Raw genomic sequence first — 17,859 nt, 5'->3', positions numbered from 1 at the left:
GAGCCTGTATCCTGTCTGGAGGCCTTCCTAATGGATCTCGCCACCGTTCCCACCAGGACGGACCGCTTCACCATCCGCGTGATCGGCGACAGTACGGTATTCCTCTCCTCCCAGGGCAACGAGCTCCACCAGACCAATGCGCTGGGCACCTTCATCTTCGGCCTGATCGATGGTCGACGCTCGCTGGCAGGAATTCTGGCGGCGATCTGCACCGACTACGCCGTCGAGGAGAGCGTTGCCAGACAGGATTTGCTGACCTTCGTCTCCACCATGGAAGCGAAGGGCCTCCTCGCGATCGGAAAGTGATCCCATGACGAATCTGCGTCAGGAGTTGATGGACCTCTACAGGCAGAACACGGCCATCCATACCTTGACCATCGAGCTGACCCGGCTCTGCACCTGCGATTGCCTCCACTGCTATGTCATCAAGGAGCCTCTCCCGGAGATGACGACCGAGGAGGTGGTCGACCTGATCCACCAGGCCGTGGATCTCGGTGCCTTGCAGCTGAGCCTGACCGGGGGTGAAATCTGCATCCGACCGGACCTGGAGAAGATCCTGTCAACCGCCAGGGACACTGGCCTGGTCGTGAACTGCCTGACCTCCGGCACATTGCTGGATGCCGCCATGGCCGACATGTTTGCGCGTCACAAGGTCCTGATCGTCGACATGTCATTGCTGGGGTCGAACCCGGCCACGCACGATCGGATCACGAGGCGTCCCGGTTCGTTCGCCAAGGTCCTGACCGCCATCGATCTGCTGCAGGAACGCGGGGTCACCGTTCGTCTGAGCACGACCGTGATGAAGGCGAATTTCGAGGAGCTCGAAGAGATTCATGCCATCGCGAGCGCCAGAGGCGTCCACCTGACGGCCTCGCCGCTGGTGGCGCCCAGGATGGATGGCGATCCAGGCCCTCAGGCCCATGCTCTGGATGCTGATGTCCTGGCCTCCCTGGACCCAGCCCTGGTCGTCGGCGGCCTCTTGCCGGATGAGGACCTCAAGGGGGGCGCCGTTCTGGTCTGCGATGCCGGACGCACCTGCATCTCGGTCGGCCCGACCGGAGAGGTCTATCCCTGCCTCATCTTCCCCCGGAGTATCGGCAACATCAGGGAACGAAGCCTGAAGTCCATCTTCCAGGACGATCCGAGCGATTTCTTGCAGGAGTTGCGGAGGATGACGGCCCGGGATGTGGCCGAATGCCATGACTGCCCGAGTCGGGCGTCGTGTCATCGATGTCCTGCCCTGGCTTATCAGGAATCCGGAGACATCCTCGCTCCGGCTCCTTCCTCATGCCGTCAGGCGGGTCGACACTTTCCTCGTCCACAGCGATGAGTCAGCCGGGGCCTTCGTGATCCGGCAAGGGAAAACGAGCGGCTCAGCGCCGCTCGCCTTCGAGAATTTTCCTGATCGTGGTTCAGCGTCTACCACTCGATGGGGCAGCAGCCGATGAAGATGCTAGGGGAATCGCCCCAGACCCGCGTGTCAGTGCCAGAATAATTCCCATAGACACCGATCTCGACCTTCTCGCTGTGAACCTCGGGCGCCTCATAAGCCTTCTGCATCCGATGTACCCCCTTCTGGGTATACAGCTAGGGAATATGCAGTATACTGCCGATCAAGGTGTATAGTACAACTTTAGTGTTTTTAATTCAACAAAAAATATCAAAAAGTTCATTAATTTACTCTTAAGTGTAATTCTATATGTGCAATAAAGATTAATACATCAATCAAAAACCATGGTTGCCCTAGAGTACAACCAGATAATCTCCCCGTTCCACCTTGGCGAACAACTCCACCACATCCTGCCGCCGCAACCGCACGCACCCGTGGCTGCACGGTTCGCCGATCCGGTCCTCGTGATTGGTCCCGTGCAGGTAGATGTAGCGCGCCTGCGAGTCCACGCCGGGGCCGCGGTTGACCCCGTCCTCGCAGCCCTCGAGGGTGAGGATGCGCCCGAGGATGAGGTCGCGGGGGTCGGGCCGGCCGTCCCAGACCTCGCCGGTGGGCTCGCGGCTGACGTAGACCGCGCCGGGATCGCCGCCGTCGCCGATCTTGCGCGCGATGCGGTGCACGCCGGGGGGGGTGCCGCCGCTGCCGTCGCGGGCGTCGACGCCGGCGGCCGCGGTGCTCACCGGCCAGGACGCGGCCGCGTCCCGGCCATGGAGCAGCGTGACCGTCTGGTCCGCCACGTCCACGAGCAACCAGCGTTCGGGGATAAAGCCCAGCTTTTCAATAGACTTTTTGATCAGCGACGGGTTCACGCCGACTCCTTCCGCGCCCCAGGTTAACACCGCCGGCCGAACCCCGGCAACGCCTTGAAATCCCCTCCGCCGGGCACCACCTTGGGGCCGTGCAGCTCCCGCCGGTCATGACCCGCGGGACCGTGAGTCGCCCCTCGCCCCCGTTCCGGAGGACCCCGTTCCATGTTCGACATCGGCGCATCGCTAGACCGCCAGATCGTGGCCCACACCCGGACCCGTCCCGTGGTCCTGTTCATCGAGCCCGAGGATCCCCGCGTGGTGGAGGCGGCCCTGGGGCTGCCCCGCTTCGTCCGTCCTGTTTTCCTGGCCGGTCGTGACGAGGTGCTGGCGGTGATCCGCGAGCACCTGCCGCACGTCGATCCGTCGCGGGTCGAGTTCACCATGAGCGAGGCGGCGTTCTGCAGGCTGGACGAGTGCCGGGATCTACAGGCCGAACTCGCCGCCGCCGTCCTCGAACTGCCCGCCGAGCGTCGGCTCACCGACGACCCCGAGGAGGCCCGTCGCCTCGTGGCCACGCCGGCCGGCTTCGGCATCATGGCCACGCACGAGGGGCACTGCGACATCGTGGTCGGCGGGGCCCGCCACGAACCGCGCGACTTCTTCCGGCCCATGATCAAGGTCATGCAGAAGGAGCCGGTGGTGTGCGAGGCGGGCGTCATCGTCCTGCCCGACGAGCATCCCGAGGGCCTCTACCCGCACAACATCCTGGTCCTCGGCGACGTCGGCGTGAACGCCACCATGACGCCGGAGATCCTGGCGCGCAGCGCCGTCGGCACCTGCGCCGTGGCGCGCGACCTCATTCCCATGGATGAGCTGCCGGGCATCCACGGGATCATCGTCAGCTATTCCAACCGCGGCGGCGACGAGGGGCCGTCCCCCGAACTGGTCCGTCAGGCCACCGACCTGCTGCCCCAGTTCATCGACGAGCGCTGCCAGCGCGGCGCCCGCTACTGCTCGATCAGCATCGAGGGCGAGGTCAAGATCAACGTGGCGCTGAGCCGGCGGTCGGCCCAGCTCTACAAGCGCGGCGGCGTGGACAGCGACAAGTTCCAGGGCACCAACGTGCTGGTGACGCCGAACCTGGACACCGGCAACCTGCTGTTCCATCTCTTCTCCACGCGCTACCCCGAGGCGCGGAAGTTCGGCGCGATCTTCGGCATCCGCTTCCGCGGGGTCGACCTGCCCATGGACGTGGAGCCCGAGGACGCCGCGCTGGCGGTGAAGGCCGCGGTGCTGCGTCTGCAGAAGTTCGGCGAGTGGCAACGCACCCCGCGCGACACCTTCTTCCCGCGCCCGCGGATCCTGGCCATCAACCCGGGATCCACCTCCACCAAGCTCGCGGTCTTCGAGGGCGACGAGGAGGTCTTCGCCGAGGAGCTGAAGCACTCGGAGCAGGAGCTGGAACCGTTCGAGGGCCAGAAGATCGTGGCGCAGTTCGAGTTCCGGAAGCAGGTGATCGAGGCGTTCCTGGCCAAGAACGACATGTCGGTGGACTCGCTCGACGCCATCAGCGCCCGCGGCGGCCTGGTCGAGCCCATCCCGCACGGCACCTACGCGGTGAACGACGCCATGCGCGAGGACCTCCTGTCGGGCGAGCGCGACCACGCCAGCAACCTGGGCGCGCTCATCGCCCACGCGCTGGTGGGAGCGCAGGGGAAGCCGGCCTTCATCGTCGACCCCGTGGTGGTGGACGAGATGGACGAGCGCTGCCGCTTCACCGGATTCAAGGACCTCGTGCGCAAGCCCATCAGCCACGCGCTCAACCAGATCGCCACCGCGCACCGCTACGCCCACGACCACGAGACGTTCTACGAGAAGCTCAACCTCATCGTCTGCCACATGGGCGGCGGCATCTCCATCGGCGCCCACAAGCAGGGCCGTTTCCTCGACGTGAACAACGCGCTCGACGGCGAGGGCCCGTTCACGCCGCAGCGATCGGGCTCGCTGCCGGTGGGCGACCTGATCCGCCTCTGCTTCAGCGGCCGGTACACCGAGGAGGAGCTGCTCAAGAAGAACAAGGGCCGCGGCGGCCTCATCGACCTGCTCGGCACCGCCGACTTCATGCTCGTGGAGAAGAAGTACCTCGAGGGCGATCCGGACTTCGCCCCGGTCTTCGAGGCCATGTGCTACCAGATCGCCAAGTGGATCTGCGCCATGGTGCCCGCGTTCGACGGCGACCCCGTGGACCAGGTGCTGCTGACCGGCGGCCTGGCCCGCGCCAAGCCGCTGGTAAACCTGGTGCGCAAGGCCTGCGAGCCGCTGGGCTGCGGGGTGAGCGTCTACCCGGGCGAGAACGAGATGATGGCCCTGGCCCAGGGCGCGCTGCGCGTGCTCACGGGCCGCGAACCGGTGAAGCAGTACAAGTCCGCGTGAGTTATCATGGACGAGGTCGGCGGTGGCGCCGGCCTCGCCGTCTCAGCTTTCCTGGAGGCCGACCATGACCCCCATCCGCAGTCTCGAACAGCTCGTCGCCGACCTCAAGGACCAGCCCTCACGCCGGCTGGCGGTGGCCGCGGGCCACGATGAGAACACCATCCAGGCCGCGGCCAGGGCCGCGTCCGAGGACATCGCCGACGTCACCCTGGTGGGCGACAAGGGGCGCATCGAGAGTCTCTGCGGCGAGTTCGGTCTGGACGCCGCCGTGTTCACCGTGATCGACGAGCCCGACGAGGCCAGGGCCGGCGCCGAGGCCGTGCGCCTGGTCCGCGCGGGCGAGGCCGACGTCCTGATGAAGGGCCTCATCGGCACCGAGAAGTACATGCGCCTGATCCTGGACAAGGACAAGGGCCTGCTGCCGTACAAGGCGGTGCTCAGCCACATCACGGTGCTCGACATCCCCGGCTACCGCGCCCTGCACGACAAGCTGCTCTTCGTCAGCGACGTGGCCATCATTCCCGACCCCGACCTGCCCACCAAGCTGAAGATCGTCCAGTACGTGGTGGAGGCGGCCCACGCCTTCGGCATCGCCGAGCCCAGGGTGGCGCTGCTGGCGGCAACCGAGAAGGTCAACGCCAAGATGCCCGCCTGCGTCGACGCCGCCATCATCACCCAGATGAACCGGCGCGGCCAGATCAAGGGCGCCGTGATCGACGGCCCGCTGGCGCTGGACGTGGCCTGCAGCCCCGAGGCCTGCGCGATCAAGGGCCTCGTCTCGCCGGTGGAGGGCGCCGCCGACTGCCTCGTGTTCCCCAACATCGAGACCGGCAACGTGTTCTACAAGGGCATGACCGTGCTCGGCGGCAGCAAGCTGGCCGCCGCCGTGGTGGGCACCACGGCGCCGTGTGTGCTGACCTCGCGGGCCGACAGCGAGGAATCGAAGTTCCTGTCGATCGCGCTGGGGTGCCGGCTGGCGAAGTAGCAGGCTCGAGTTGACCTGAGGCCTCTCCGCCCACCTGCCGGGTGCCGGGGAGGCCTTTCCCGTGCTGGATCATTCCGTCGGCAAGACCGCTGCCAGCTCGCCCACCACCATCGCCGGCGTCACCAGCTTCATGCACAGGTTCTCGGGACAGGCCCGCAGCCGGTCGGTGAACACGCAGGGGCTGCACTCCAGCCCCGCTCGCAGCACGCGCACCACGTTGTCCGCCGTGGCGTAGGGCCCGGTCTTGCGGTGGTCGCTGGGGCCGAAGATCGCCAGCACCGGCGTGCCCACCGCGGCGGCGAGATGGGACGGTCCGGTATCCGTGGTGACCACCGCCCGCGCGCCCGCCAGCACGCCCATCAGCTCGGGCAGCGTGGTCCGGCCCACCAGCGAGACCACGTCCGCGGGCAACGGTTCGAGCAGCTTGAAGTACTCCTCCTCGGCCCGCCCACCGATGAGCACGACCTGCTCGTCGCGCTCGGCCACCAGCCGGGCCATCAACGCGCGCCAGTGCTCCACCGGCCAGGCCCGGTAGGTCCGGTAGTCATTCTTGAGGAAGTGGCTGTTGGTGGGGTTGAGCACGAGGTAGCGCTCGGCCAGGCCCAGGCGCTGCCGGGCTGCGCCGAGCGGGGCGACCCGCAGGTCCGGTGCGGTGTCGGCGAGCTCGGCGGGGGCCACGGCCAGCGCGCAGATCCGGCGCATGTGCGCCACGGCGTGCTCGCCGGGGCGGTCGTCGGCCACCAGCTGCGAGGGGCGGCCGAACTTGCGGCGGGCGCGGATCAGCCGCACCAGGGTGAGGAACTGGTCGCCCAGCTCGAGGTTCAGCAGCGCGTCGTAGGGGTCGCGATGCGAGGCGCGCACGATGCGCAGCAGGTCGCGGTTCAGCAGCAGGGGCAGGTTGCGGTGGGCCACGCCGAAAACGCGGCCGATGCGCTCGTCGGCGGCGAACAGGCCTTCCATGCCGCGCTTGGCCACCCAGTCGATCACCGCATCCTCGCCGTACGCCGCGCGCAGGGGCGCGAGGACGCTGGTGGCGAAGATGGTGTCGCCCAGCTGGCCCGCCCGGATCACCAGGATGCGCTTGCCGTTCTGCAACGTCTGCATGCCGCCATTGTGCGCGTGAACCCGCCGGCAATCAAGATGTTGTGCCTGATCGCACTCGTGTTATGGTGCCGGGGTGGGATTAATGACTTCCCAGATCTCGACCATATACGGAGACCGCCCATGAACACCAGGGTCGCCCGAGACCGCAGGTTCACGTCCCGTCTCTGGATTCCAGCCTTGAAGATCGCCCTGATCTACGGTTTGGCCAGCGTGCTCTGGATCCTGCTCAGCGACCGTGTGGCGCTGCTCCTGTCCGCCGGCAACGACGCGGTCCTGGTCTCGCTGCAGAACGCCAAGGGCCTGTTCTTCGTGGTGGCCTCGGCGGCGCTCATCTTCTGGCTCGTCCGGCGCGAGCACTCGCGCAACCTGGCGATCCAGGATCAACTCGTCGAACGCGAGCAGTACTTCCGCTCGCTCTTCCAGGGCGCTCCCACGGCGTACCAGTCGCTCGATGAGGAGGGCCGGCTCCTCGACGTCAACCAGGCCTGGCTCGATCTGCTCGGCTTCGCACGGGACGATGTCGTGGGCCATCACATGGGCGAGTTCCTCGAGGCCTCGCAGCTCGTGCTCATGCAGGAACGCTTCCCCCAGTTCAAGGCGAGCGGCGTGCTGGAGGATGCGGAGTTCGTGCTCACCCGCAAGGACGGCAGCAAGGTCACCGTCACGGTGAACGGACGGATCCAGGCCGACACCGACGGCGTCTTCCAGCGCACCCACTGCATCCTGCACGACATCACGCGTCGCAAGCGCGACGAGCAGGCGCTGCGCGACTCGCGGCAGCAGCTCCAGCTGGCGCTCGACGGGGCGCGTCTGGGCACCTTCGAGCTAGAGCCCGACACCGGGCAAGTGGCCTACAACGAGCGGCAGGCCGAGCTGTTCGGCCTGGCACCGAACAACCTGGTCGAAGATGTCGATACGATCGCCAGCCTGATCCATCCCGACGATGTCGCCGATTTCAGGCTGGCCATCGAGCAGGCGCAGCAGGACGGAACCCAGTTCTCCTGCGAGTATCGGGTGGTGTTCCCCGACGGCTCGTACCGCTGGCTGGCCAGCAGCGGTCGGTTCGTCCAGGCGTACGACGGTAGCCGCCGAGTGCTCAGCGGCGTGACCCGTGACATCGACGCCCGCAAGCGCGCCGAACGCGATCTGGAGCTCCTATTCGAGTACTCCCCCGACCCGCTCTGCGTGGCCGACATGAACACCGGCAGCTTCGTGGCCACCAACCCCGCCTGGACCCGGATCCTCGGCTGGTCGTCCGCCGAGCTGCAGGGCAAGCCCTGGATCGAGTTCGTCCATCCCGATGATCGCGCCGAGACGCTGGCCGCCGGCGAGGAGCTCGATGGTGGCAAACCCCTCCTCGATTTCCGCAACCGCTACCAGCGCCAGGACGGCTCCTACGTCTGGCTGTCGTGGAACTCGTTCCCCGTGCCCGAGGACAATCTCCTCTTCGCCGTGGCCCGCGACATCACCGCCCAGCGCGAGCTCGAGGAGCAGCTGCGCCAGGCGCAGAAGATGGAGGCCGTGGGCCAGCTGGCCGGCGGCGTGGCCCACGATTTCAACAACCTGCTGCAGGTGATCAACGGCCACGCCGAGATGGCGCTGGAGGGGATGCCCGCCGACGATCCGGCGCACGGCAGCATCGCCGAGGTGTCGCGGGCGGGCGGGCGCGCGGCCAAGCTGGTCAGCCAGCTCCTGGCCTTCAGCCGTCGTCAGGTCATCGACCCCGTGGACCTCGACCTCAACCTCGTGGTCACCGACATGCTCGCGCTCATCGAGCGCACGCTGGGCGAGATCATCCGCATCGACTGGCTGCCGGGCCACCGCCTCGGCACCGTCCATGCCGATCGCGGCCAGGTCGAGCAGGTGGTCATGAACCTCTGCATCAACGCCCGCGACGCCATGCCCGACGGCGGCGTGCTGACCGTCGAGACCGAGAACGTGTTCTTCGATGCTGAATATTGCCGCAACGAGGCCTGGGCGCGCCCGGGCCGCTACGTGCTTTTGAGTGTGACCGATTCGGGCGAGGGCATGGACACGCAGACCATGCAACACATCTGGGAGCCGTTCTTCACCACCAAGGAGCCGGGCAAGGGCACGGGCCTCGGCCTGTCCACGGTCTACGGGATCGTCCGCCAGCACGAGGGGCTGGTGCACATCTACAGCGAGCCCGGTCGCGGCACCACTTTCAAGATCTACCTGCCGCTGGTGGAGCGGCCGGCCGCCAGCGTCGGCAGCAAGATGCCCCGGCAAGCCGAGGGCGGCAGCGAGACCGTCCTGGTGGCCGAGGACAACGAGAGCGTGCGCGACCTCATGCGGGTGGTTCTCGAGCGGGCCGGCTACACGGTGCTGACCGCCCCCGACGGTCCCGAGGCGCTGGCGCTGCTCGAGGAACGCGGCCAGGAATGCGACCTGGCCATCCTGGACGTGGTCATGCCCCGGCTGGGCGGCCGCGAGGTCTACGACCAGGTTCGCGAGCGGGTCCCTGGGCTGCGCTTCCTCTTCGCCAGCGGTTACAGCCTCAACGGCGTGCACACCAACTTCGTGCTCGACGAGGGGTTCGAGCTGATCCAGAAGCCCTTCGAAGGGGTCGATCTGCTGGCGCGGGTGCGGGCGATCCTCGACCAGGAGTGAGGGAGGCGGCGCGGCCGGTCACGCGTTATCCTTGGCGCCGTCATGGTCGATACCACCCGAGATCGAGGAGTGAGACATGCCCGACGTCGGCAAGAAAGCCCCCGCCTTCACGTTGCAGAACCAGGACGGCGCCAAGGTCAAGCTGAGCGACTTCCAGGGCCGCAAGGTGGTGCTCTTCGCCTATCCCAAGGCCGCCACCAGCGGCTGCACCACCCAGGCCTGCGGTTTCCGCGACGCCTACGCCGAGGTCGAGGCCGCCGGCGCGGTAGTGCTGGGCCTGAGCCCCGATCCGGTGGCCAGGCTCCAGCGCTGGCGTGAGAAGGAGAACTTCCCCTACGACCTGCTCAGCGACCCCGACCACGCGGTCCTCGCCAGGTACGGCGCCTGGGGCGAGAAGAAGATGTACGGCAAGACCTACGAGGGCGTGATCCGCAGCCACTGGGTCATCGACGAGAACGGCAAGCTGGTCGACCAGCACCTCAAGGTCAGCCCCAAGGATTCGGTGGCGCGCGCCGTGGCGTTCCTCAAGGGCGAGGATTGAGCGCCGGGCCGGCGCGGGTCCGCACGGCCCTGGTCACGGTGCAGTTGCTCTTCGGGGTCAACTACCTGGTGAGCAAGCAGGTGGTGACGGCGCTGGATCCGGCGGCCTGGGCCACGCTGCGCTCGCTCTCGGCGCTGGTGATCCTGGCCGCGCTGGCGGCGGCCATGCGCAGCCGCTTGCCGCGCGGCCGCGACCTCTGGTACCTCGCCGGCTGCGCGCTGCTGGGCGTGACCTTCAACCAGATCCTCTTCCTCGAGGGGCTCAGCCGCACAACGCCGGCCCACTCGGCGCTGATCTGCAGCCAGATCCCGCTGTTCGCGCTGGTGGGCTCGGTGCTGCTGCGTCAGGAGCGGCTCACCCGGCGCAAGGTGCTGGGGCTGGTGGCGGGCATGGTCGGCGTGCTGATCCTGCTCGAGGTCGACCGTTTCCAGCTCGATGCCCGCTACCTCGTGGGCGACCTGCTGACCCTGGCCAACGCGGTGAGCTACGGGCTGTATGTCGCCCTGAGCGGACGGGTGATGGCCCGCCACGATCCGCTGGGCGCCACCATGGTGGTGTTCTGCTTCGGCGCGCTGGGGATCGCGCTCTACGGCGGCGCCGAGCTGCTGCGCGCGCCGCTGGCCGCGCTGCCGGCGATCACCTGGGGGAGCATGGCCTACGTGGTCGTGGGCGCCACGGTGATCACCTACTTCCTCAACCTCTGGGCGCTCAAGCACACCCAGGCCTCGCGGGTGGCGCTCTTCGTGTTCCTGCAGCCGGTGGTGGCCACGGTGCTGTCGGTGGTGCTGCTGGCCGAACCGGTGACCTGGCGGCTCGTGGCGGCCGGACTGCTGGTGCTGGTGAGCCTGCTGCTGCGCGAGGGGAAGCGGCGGCCCATCCCGGCTGGCTAGGCTCCGTCTCTCAACCGGAGCGTGGTGGCGCGGAAACGCAGGCCGGGCCTATCATGTCGAGGGGATGACCAGCGCACACCTTGGCGATTGCTCTCCAGGTCACCCGGCGGGGAGAGCGATGTGATCGGCCAGACAGTCGCCCACTATCGGATCCTGGCGAAGCTCGGCGAAGGGGCCATGGGCGAGGTCTACATGGCGGAGCACGTGCGTCTCCGCCATCCCGTGGCGCTGAAGTTCCTCAAGAACGAGCTCCTGCAGGGCGATCAGGCCCGCCAGCGCTTCCTCCACGAGGCCGCCATCGCCGCCTCGCTCGACAGCCCCAGCATCTGCAACGTCATCGATTTCGGCGAGGAGGACGGTCGCACCTTCCTGGTGATGCGCTTCTGCCAGGGGCAGAGCCTCAAGGAGAGGATCGCGGCGGGACCGCTGCCGCTGGGGCGGGCGCTGCTGCACGCGATCCAGGTGGCCGAGGGTCTGGAGGCGGCGCACCGCCAGGGCATCATTCATCGCGACATCAAGCCCTCCAACGTGATCATCAGCGCGGTGGATTGCCCGACCAGGGCGGCGTCCGCAGGAGACGCCTCCACCATGGAGCTGAAGGCCGCCGCCCGGCTGGCCTCCTCCACGGCGCTGCGCGAGCAGGCGCGGATCATCGACTTCGGCCTGGCGCTCCTGCCCGAGCTGCAGCGGCTGACCACCGAGGGCGCGCTGGTGGGCACGCCGGCCTACATGTCGCCCGAGCAGGTCCGCGGCGCGGCGGTGGATGCGCGGACCGACATCTGGTCGCTGGGCGTGGTGCTCTACGAGATGGTGGCCGGCCGACCGCCGTTCGGCGGCGAGTCCACGGCCACGGTCCTCGACGCCATCGAGCGACGGGAGCCGCCGCCCCTGAACGAGGTGCGGCCCGGGACGCCGGCGCGTCTGGCCTGGATCGTGGCGCGGGCGCTGGCCAAGGATCCCGACGAACGCTACCCCGACGTCAGCCAGATGCTCGGCGACCTGCGCACGCTCTTCGCCGATCTGGACGCCGGGCGCCGGCGCGACCTGCCCACCTGGACGCTGATGATGCGCCGGCGCGCGCGCTGGCTGCTCGTGTCTTGCCTCGCGGCGGCGGCCCTCGGACTGGGTTTCTGGCGTCTCACCGCCCGCGAGGCCAATCCCCCGCTGCCCCAGGGACGTCCGACCCCGGTCACCAGCGGCACCGCCTGGGAAGGCGACCCGGCGCTGTCGCCCGACGGCAGCCGCATCGCCTACAACTCCAACGAGGCGGGCGGTTACGACATCTACGTGGTGGATGCCGACGGCGGTCGCCCGCTGCGCGTGACCGAGGATCCGGCCTGCGACCGCGCCCCGGCCTGGTTCCCCGACGGCGGCAACCTGGCCTTCGTGTCCGACCGGCTCGGCCGCGACGGCATCTGGAAGACCGGCCAGCTCGGCGGCGGCGCCACGCTGCTGCTGGACGATGCCTGGGATCCGGCCATCGACCCCGCCGGCCGACGCCTGGCCTTCGTGCGCAACGACGCCCGTCTCGAGGGGCGCATCGGCGTGGTCGACCTGGACAACCTCGACCAGCCCCACCTGCTCACCGAGGGCCCCGCCGACGGGCTCTGGGACCATCGCGAGCCCGCCTGGTCGCACGACGGCCGGCTGATCTGCTACAGCGCCAAGAACAACCTCTGGCTGCTGGCCCCCGCCGACGGGCAGGTCCGGCCGCTGACCAGCGGCGGCCACGAGGACCGGGCGCCGGTGTGGTCGCCCGACGACCGCTGGGTCTACTTCTCGTCGCTGCGCGACAACGTGCAGGCGCTGTGGCGGGTCCGGCTCGCCGACGGACACACCGAGCGCCTGACCCTGGGCGGCGGCGCCGAGAGCCATCCCAGCGTCTCGGCCGACGGCGCGCGCCTGGCCTATTACACCCATGGCGATCTGCGCAAGGATCTGGTGCTCATCGACCGCGCCACCGGCCGCGAACACCGGCTGTCCGGGCAGCACAACGACAGCCTGCCGTCGCTGGCGCGCGACGGTTCGGCGCTGGCCTTCGTCTCCGACCGCTGGAGCGATCGCCGCGAGGTCTGGTGGCAGGATCTCGCGAACGGGGCTCCCCAGGGCCCGCCGCGGCGCCTCACCGAGCAGGCCGGCCACGCCTCGCACCCGGCCATCTCGCCCGACCGCCGCTGGGTGGCCTACTACCGCTTCCAGGGCGACGAGCGCGACCTCTGGATCGTGCCCGCCGCCGGCGGCCAGCCGCAGCGCATCACCGACCATCCGGCCTCCGACGTCCAGCCGGCCTGGTCGCCGGACGGATCGCGGCTGGCCTTCGCCTCCGACCGCGAGGGCGGCTTCGCCATCTGGATCGTGCCCGTGGCCGCGGGCCGGCGCGCGGGGGAGCCCTGGCGGCTGACCGGGCCCGGGCTGGTGGCCTACCGGCCGGTGTGGTCGCCGGCGGGGGACCGGCTGGCGTTCCAGGCCAACGGCGAGATCTGGCAGGTCGCCGCCGACGGCGACGGCGAGCCCGTGGTCCTGACCAGCGGCGCCCAGGCCGATCGCCTGCGCTGGGCCGAGGGCACCGACACGATCTGGGTCAGCGGCCGCTGGGGAGAGGGTTGCTTCAGCCTGCGCACCCTGCCCGCCGCCGGCGGCCTGCCCGTGGCGGTCGAACCGGCCTACTGCTTCGACCACCTGACCCAGGAACTCTTCTTCGACGTGGATGCCGCCGGCGATCTCCTCGTACTCACCGAGGTCAGGCCGCTGGCGCGGATCTGGATGCTGGAAGCCGAGGGGGGCACGTTCTGAACCCGAGGGAGGTCTCCGATGGTACCGCCGACCACGACCATGAGCATGGCGTTCGTGAAGGACTGCGTCTACGTGCTGGACCAGTATCGCCAGGGCCTGGAAGACATCGTCGACCGGATGAGCCGGATCATCGGCGCGGAGCCGGGCCTGGCCAGCGATCTGATGAAGGGACCCATCATCATCAACCCGCCGAAGCCACCGATCCCGCAACCGTCCGGAGCGGGCTGCCACCGCGAATTCCTGTTGCCGGACGGCCTGGAGGCTCCCGATATCGTCACGGCGCTGCGGACCATGCAGGACATGACGCAGTGCATCTGGCTCGCCCTGGCCGGCATGGCCCCTGATCACCAGTTCGTCGTCCCGGCGGCCGGGGATCCGGCGAGCGTCATCCAGTCCGTGACCGCGGCCGAGGGGACCGCCTGATGGTAGGGTCGCCGCCGCTGAGTCTGCTCACGGTCCGCCTCACCGACCGTTGCAACCTGACGTGCGCCTATTGCCGCCAGCACCGCGCGGTCGGCCGCACCATGCGCCCGTCGGTCCTGCGGCGGTCGCTGACGCGCGCGATGACGCTCGCCGGCGGACGCCTCACGGTGGTGCTCACCGGCGGCGAACCGCTGCTCGCCCCCCGCCTGGTGCGGCTGGCCTTGCGCCTGGCGGCGCGCCACCGCAACGCCGGCCCCAACCTGACCATCCGCCTGCTCACCAACGGCCTGCTCCTGGACACCGCGCTGGTGGGGGAGCTGGCGTCGCGCGGGGCCGAGCTGCAGATCAGCTGCGACGGCCTGGCCGAGGCGCCGCCGGAACTCCGCGCGCTGCTCACGGCGATCCGGCGCTCATACCCCGAGTACTGGTGCCGGCAGGTGTCGATCTCGCTGGTCTTCACGCCGACCACGGTGGCACGCCTGGCGGACGCGGTGGGCGGGCTTCTGGCGGCGGGCGTGGCGTGCCTCCAGGTCAATCCGGCGGACGGATACGGCCACTGGGGCGACACGGCCTGCGCCACCCTGGCCCGCCAGCTGGATCGGATCGCCGAGCTGGCCGCGCCGACCGCCGGCCGACCGTCGCCGGTGACGTTCCTGCGACCGTGGACGCCCCGCGCCTCACCGCCCGACGGTCCGGTCTGCGGGGCCGGTTCGCCGGCGAGCCGCGCCGTGGACGTGGACGGCACCTGGCATGGTTGCGCGGTGCTGCGGGCGGCGGGACGCCCGCAGGCCGTGGCCGGCCTCCGCATCTCCAGGCGCTGGTCGCCAATGGGGCCCTGCGCCGATTGCCCCCTCGTCGGGACCTGCCTGGTCTGTCCCCTCGCCGGGGACGATCCGCGCGAGGTGCCGGACGCCCATTGCCTCTTCCAGCGGCGCACGCACGACCTGCGGCACGCGGTCGACCCGGTGCCGCGACTCCTGCCCGATCTGGACGCGCTGGGCCTGCCTCCGGACCGCCATGCCCACCTGGAAAACCTCTTCGCGGCTCTCGGGCACGGCCGCTCCTCCGGGGCGTGACGAGTTCTTGACCAATTCGGTCATCCAGGAGATACTGCGCCCGGAGCTGTCAGGAAATTAACCGGCTGTCGTGTGCCGACTTCGGCCATCCCGGATGGTGTCCTATGGCCAAGCGCCCACCTTTCTGGCTCGTGCCGCTCGCCCTGATCTGCCTGGCCCTGCTGGCGGCCTGCAGCGGCGGCCCCGAGCCGACAACCTCGCCGTCGTCGTTGGCCGCCGCCCCCGGCTCCGCCGGCCCGATCCAGGTGGCCCCCCAGCAGTCCTGGGACGACGCGGTCCTCTACTTCGTGATCCTCGACCGGTGGGCCGACGGCGATCCCGGCAACAACCAGGACGTCGACCTCGCCGGTCCGGGCAGCTTCCACGGCGGCGATCTCGCCGGGCTCCTCGCCAACCTCGACGAGATCGCCGACCTGGGCTGCACCGCGCTCTGGATCACCCCGGTCCAGCAGCAGATCCCCGGCTACGTCTCCTCGGTGGGCTTCTTCGACTGGGGCTACCACGGCTACTGGGCCGACGACTTCTACGCCGTCGACCCGCGCTTCGGCACCGAGGCCCAGCTAAAGGCGCTGGTCGCGGCCTGCCATCAGCGCGGGATGAAGGTGCTGCTCGACGTGGTCTACAACCACTGCGGCTACGATTCGCACTACGTCATGGAGAAGGGGCGCGACTGGCTGCGCTTCGGCAGCTACTGCGGCGACGACGACCTCACGAGCTGCCTCTCGGGCCTGCCCGACTTCAAGACCGAGAACCCCGAGGTGCGCGAGTACCTGCTGGAGGCGCACCTGGGCCTGGCCGAGCGCACCGGGGTGGACGGCTTCCGGCTCGACACGGTCAAGCACGTCGAGCACGACTTCTGGCGGTTGCACCGGGAGCGTACGCGCCAGCGGCTGGGCGAGGACTTCTTCCTCCTGGGCGAGGTCTGGGGCGGCGACAACCAGGTCATGGAGCCCTGGTTCGAGCCCGACGAGATGGACGCGGGCTTCGACTTCTCGTTCCAGGGCAGCGCCGCCGGCTTCGTCCTGGGCCGCGGCCGCCCGGTGGCGTTCGACCGCTACCTCGACCGGCGCGAACAGGTCCGCGCGGGGCACTTCGTCTCGCACTACCTCTCGAGCCACGACACCGACGGCGCCATCCTCACCCTCGCGGGCGACCAGGAGCTGTTCCGGCTCTGCGTGGCGCTGCAGATGACGGCCCGCGGAATTCCCTGCGTGTTCTACGGCGAGGAGGTGGGCCGCTACATCGGCACCTGGCCCGAGAACCGCACCGACATGCCGTGGGGCGACCGCGGGGTGCTACCCGGCCAGGGCGTGGCGCGCGACGAGGCGCTCCGCGACTACTACCGGCAGCTCATCGCCATCCGGCGCGCGCATCCCAGCCTCTGGCGGGGCGAGCGCGCGGGGCTGGCCTTCGGCAAGGACCATCTGGTCTTCTCGCGTCACGACACCGCGAGCGGCGACATGCTGCTGGTGGCGGTCAACCGGGGCGACGAGGCCAGCGAGACCGTGACGTTGCCCGACCGCTGGCAGGGCGGCGCGGTCGATCTGATCGGCGGGGCGCGGTTCGCCGCCGCGGCGGGTCAGGTCACCATCACCATGCTCCGGCGCTCGGCGCTGATCCTGGCGCCGGATCCGGGTCAATAGGGCGCGGCCCCCGGGGCCGCGAACGGCGAAGGAGAATCCCGTGGCAGGGGTCGTCTTCGACAAGATCAACAAGTGCTATGGCGACGTGGAGGTGATCCGGGAGCTGAGCCTGGAGATCCGCGACCAGGAATTCATGGTCCTCGTCGGCCCGTCGGGCTGCGGCAAATCCACGGCGCTGCGCATGATCGCGGGGCTGGAGGAGATCACCGCGGGCGAGATCCGCATCGGCGACCGGCGGGTGAACGACCTGCCGCCTAAGGACCGCGACATCGCCATGGTCTTCCAGAGTTACGCGCTGTACCCGCACATGTCGGTGCGCGAGAACATGGATTTCGGCCTGCGCATCCAGAAGATGCCGAAGGACGAGATCGACCGGCGCGTGAACGACGCGGCGCGGATCCTGGGCATCGAGTCGTACCTGGACCGTCGGCCGCGCCAGCTCTCGGGCGGCCAGCGCCAGCGCGTGGCGGTGGGCCGCGCCATCGTGCGCCAGCCCTCGGTCTTCCTCTTCGACGAGCCGCTCTCCAACCTCGACGCCAAGCTGCGCGTCCAGATGCGCGCGGAGATCACCGGGCTGCAGCGGCGTCTGAAGACCACCACGGTCTACGTGACCCACGACCAGGTCGAGGCCATGACCATGGGGCACCGCATCGCGCTGCTCGAGAGCGGCGACCTGCAGCAGGTGGGCACGCCGCTCGAGCTGTACGAGACGCCCGCCAACGTGTTCGTGGCCCGCTTCATCGGCACGCCGCCCATGAACTTCTTCCGCGCGCGGATCGAGGCCGAGGGGACCCGGGCCGTCGGCGACGGCATCAGCGTCGAACTCTCGGGGCCCACGCGCGGACTGGTGGCCGGGATGGACGGCCGCGAGGTGATGGTGGGCGTGCGTCCGGAGAACCTCCGCGACACGCCGCGCGAGGGCGGCCAGCCCACGGCCCCGGTCCGGCTCAAGGTGAGCCTGGTGGAGACGCTGGGGCACGAGGTCCTGGTGCACGGCCATCTGGGCGAGAACCTCATGACCGCCAAGGTCGACCCGCGCAACAAGCCCGATATCGACGACGAGGTGGACCTCCTGCTGGAGCTCGATCACCTGCACCTCTTCGACGCCGTCAGCGAGCGGCGCCTGACCCAAGGAGCGTAG

General features: G+C 69.1%; 14 protein-coding genes and 1 pseudogene. 13 read left to right on the top strand and 2 right to left on the bottom strand.

The features are described 5' to 3' along the window. The first annotated feature begins 30 nt into the window (after positions 1–30). Positions 31–306, top strand: coding sequence for a PqqD family protein (locus IFSED24_RS13150; RefSeq protein ID WP_491331925.1), 276 nt, complete (start codon positions 31–33; stop codon positions 304–306). A gap of 28 nt (positions 307–334) precedes the next feature. Continuing rightward, positions 335–1,330 (top strand): radical SAM protein, encoded by a 996-nt coding sequence (locus IFSED24_RS13145; protein ID WP_491335059.1) that lies wholly within the window; start codon positions 335–337, stop codon positions 1,328–1,330. 413 nt (positions 1,331–1,743) lie between these two features. Here the strand turns inward: IFSED24_RS13145 and IFSED24_RS13140 are convergent, their stop codons facing one another. After that, a complete protein-coding gene (locus IFSED24_RS13140; RefSeq protein WP_491331924.1) occupies positions 1,744–2,259 on the bottom strand; it encodes a L,D-transpeptidase in 516 nt (171 codons plus the stop codon). A gap of 162 nt (positions 2,260–2,421) precedes the next feature. Between IFSED24_RS13140 and IFSED24_RS13135 the strand changes: the two are divergent. From IFSED24_RS13135 to IFSED24_RS13125, 3 genes and pseudogenes are all read left to right on the top strand, one after another. Next, a pseudogene (locus tag IFSED24_RS13135) lies at positions 2,422–3,396 on the top strand (phosphate acyltransferase); the annotation flags it as partial. Between the two features lie 102 nt (positions 3,397–3,498). Continuing rightward, positions 3,499–4,632, top strand: coding sequence for a butyrate kinase (gene buk, locus IFSED24_RS13130; RefSeq protein ID WP_491335058.1), 1,134 nt, complete (start codon positions 3,499–3,501; stop codon positions 4,630–4,632). 64 nt (positions 4,633–4,696) lie between these two features. Continuing rightward, entirely contained in the window at positions 4,697–5,617 is a 921-nt protein-coding gene (locus tag IFSED24_RS13125) for a phosphate acyltransferase (protein WP_491331923.1), read from the top strand. A 69-nt stretch (positions 5,618–5,686) separates the two neighbouring features. Here the strand turns inward: IFSED24_RS13125 and IFSED24_RS13120 are convergent, their stop codons facing one another. Beyond that, positions 5,687–6,721, bottom strand: coding sequence for a glycosyltransferase family 9 protein (locus IFSED24_RS13120; protein WP_491331922.1), 1,035 nt, complete (start codon positions 6,719–6,721; stop codon positions 5,687–5,689). Positions 6,722–6,898: 177 nt separating this feature from the next. Here IFSED24_RS13120 and IFSED24_RS13115 point away from each other — a divergent pair, with 177 nt between their 5' ends. The 8 genes from IFSED24_RS13115 (at position 6,899) to IFSED24_RS13080 (ending at position 17,859) form a co-directional block, all read left to right on the top strand. After that, on the top strand, positions 6,899–9,352 hold the full coding sequence (locus IFSED24_RS13115; protein ID WP_491331921.1) for a PAS domain S-box protein: 2,454 nt from the start codon (positions 6,899–6,901) through the stop codon (positions 9,350–9,352). 76 nt (positions 9,353–9,428) lie between these two features. Then, positions 9,429–9,893 (top strand): thioredoxin-dependent thiol peroxidase, encoded by a 465-nt coding sequence (gene bcp / locus IFSED24_RS13110; RefSeq protein WP_491331920.1) that lies wholly within the window; start codon positions 9,429–9,431, stop codon positions 9,891–9,893. After that, positions 9,890–10,783, top strand: coding sequence for a DMT family transporter (locus tag IFSED24_RS13105; protein WP_491331919.1), 894 nt, complete (start codon positions 9,890–9,892; stop codon positions 10,781–10,783). The genes bcp and IFSED24_RS13105 overlap by 4 nt, the downstream gene beginning before the upstream one ends. Before the next feature lie 120 nt (positions 10,784–10,903). Next, positions 10,904–13,576 (top strand): protein kinase domain-containing protein, encoded by a 2,673-nt coding sequence (locus IFSED24_RS13100; protein ID WP_491331918.1) that lies wholly within the window; start codon positions 10,904–10,906, stop codon positions 13,574–13,576. 18 nt (positions 13,577–13,594) lie between these two features. Beyond that, the gene (locus tag IFSED24_RS13095) at positions 13,595–13,999 is read left to right on the top strand and encodes a hypothetical protein (RefSeq protein WP_491331917.1); all 405 of its coding nucleotides are present in this window, start codon (positions 13,595–13,597) and stop codon (positions 13,997–13,999) included. Further along, positions 13,999–15,075, top strand: coding sequence for a radical SAM protein (locus IFSED24_RS13090; protein WP_491331916.1), 1,077 nt, complete (start codon positions 13,999–14,001; stop codon positions 15,073–15,075). Before IFSED24_RS13095 ends, IFSED24_RS13090 begins: the two co-directional genes overlap by 1 nt. A gap of 104 nt (positions 15,076–15,179) precedes the next feature. Beyond that, the gene (locus IFSED24_RS13085) at positions 15,180–16,718 is read left to right on the top strand and encodes an alpha-amylase family glycosyl hydrolase (protein WP_491331915.1); all 1,539 of its coding nucleotides are present in this window, start codon (positions 15,180–15,182) and stop codon (positions 16,716–16,718) included. A 40-nt stretch (positions 16,719–16,758) separates the two neighbouring features. Next, a complete protein-coding gene (locus tag IFSED24_RS13080; RefSeq protein ID WP_491331914.1) occupies positions 16,759–17,859 on the top strand; it encodes an ABC transporter ATP-binding protein in 1,101 nt (366 codons plus the stop codon).

The organism is Candidatus Latescibacter sp. IFSED24 (genome assembly GCF_058273205.1).
This window is presented reverse-complemented; position numbering and strand designations above follow the sequence as displayed.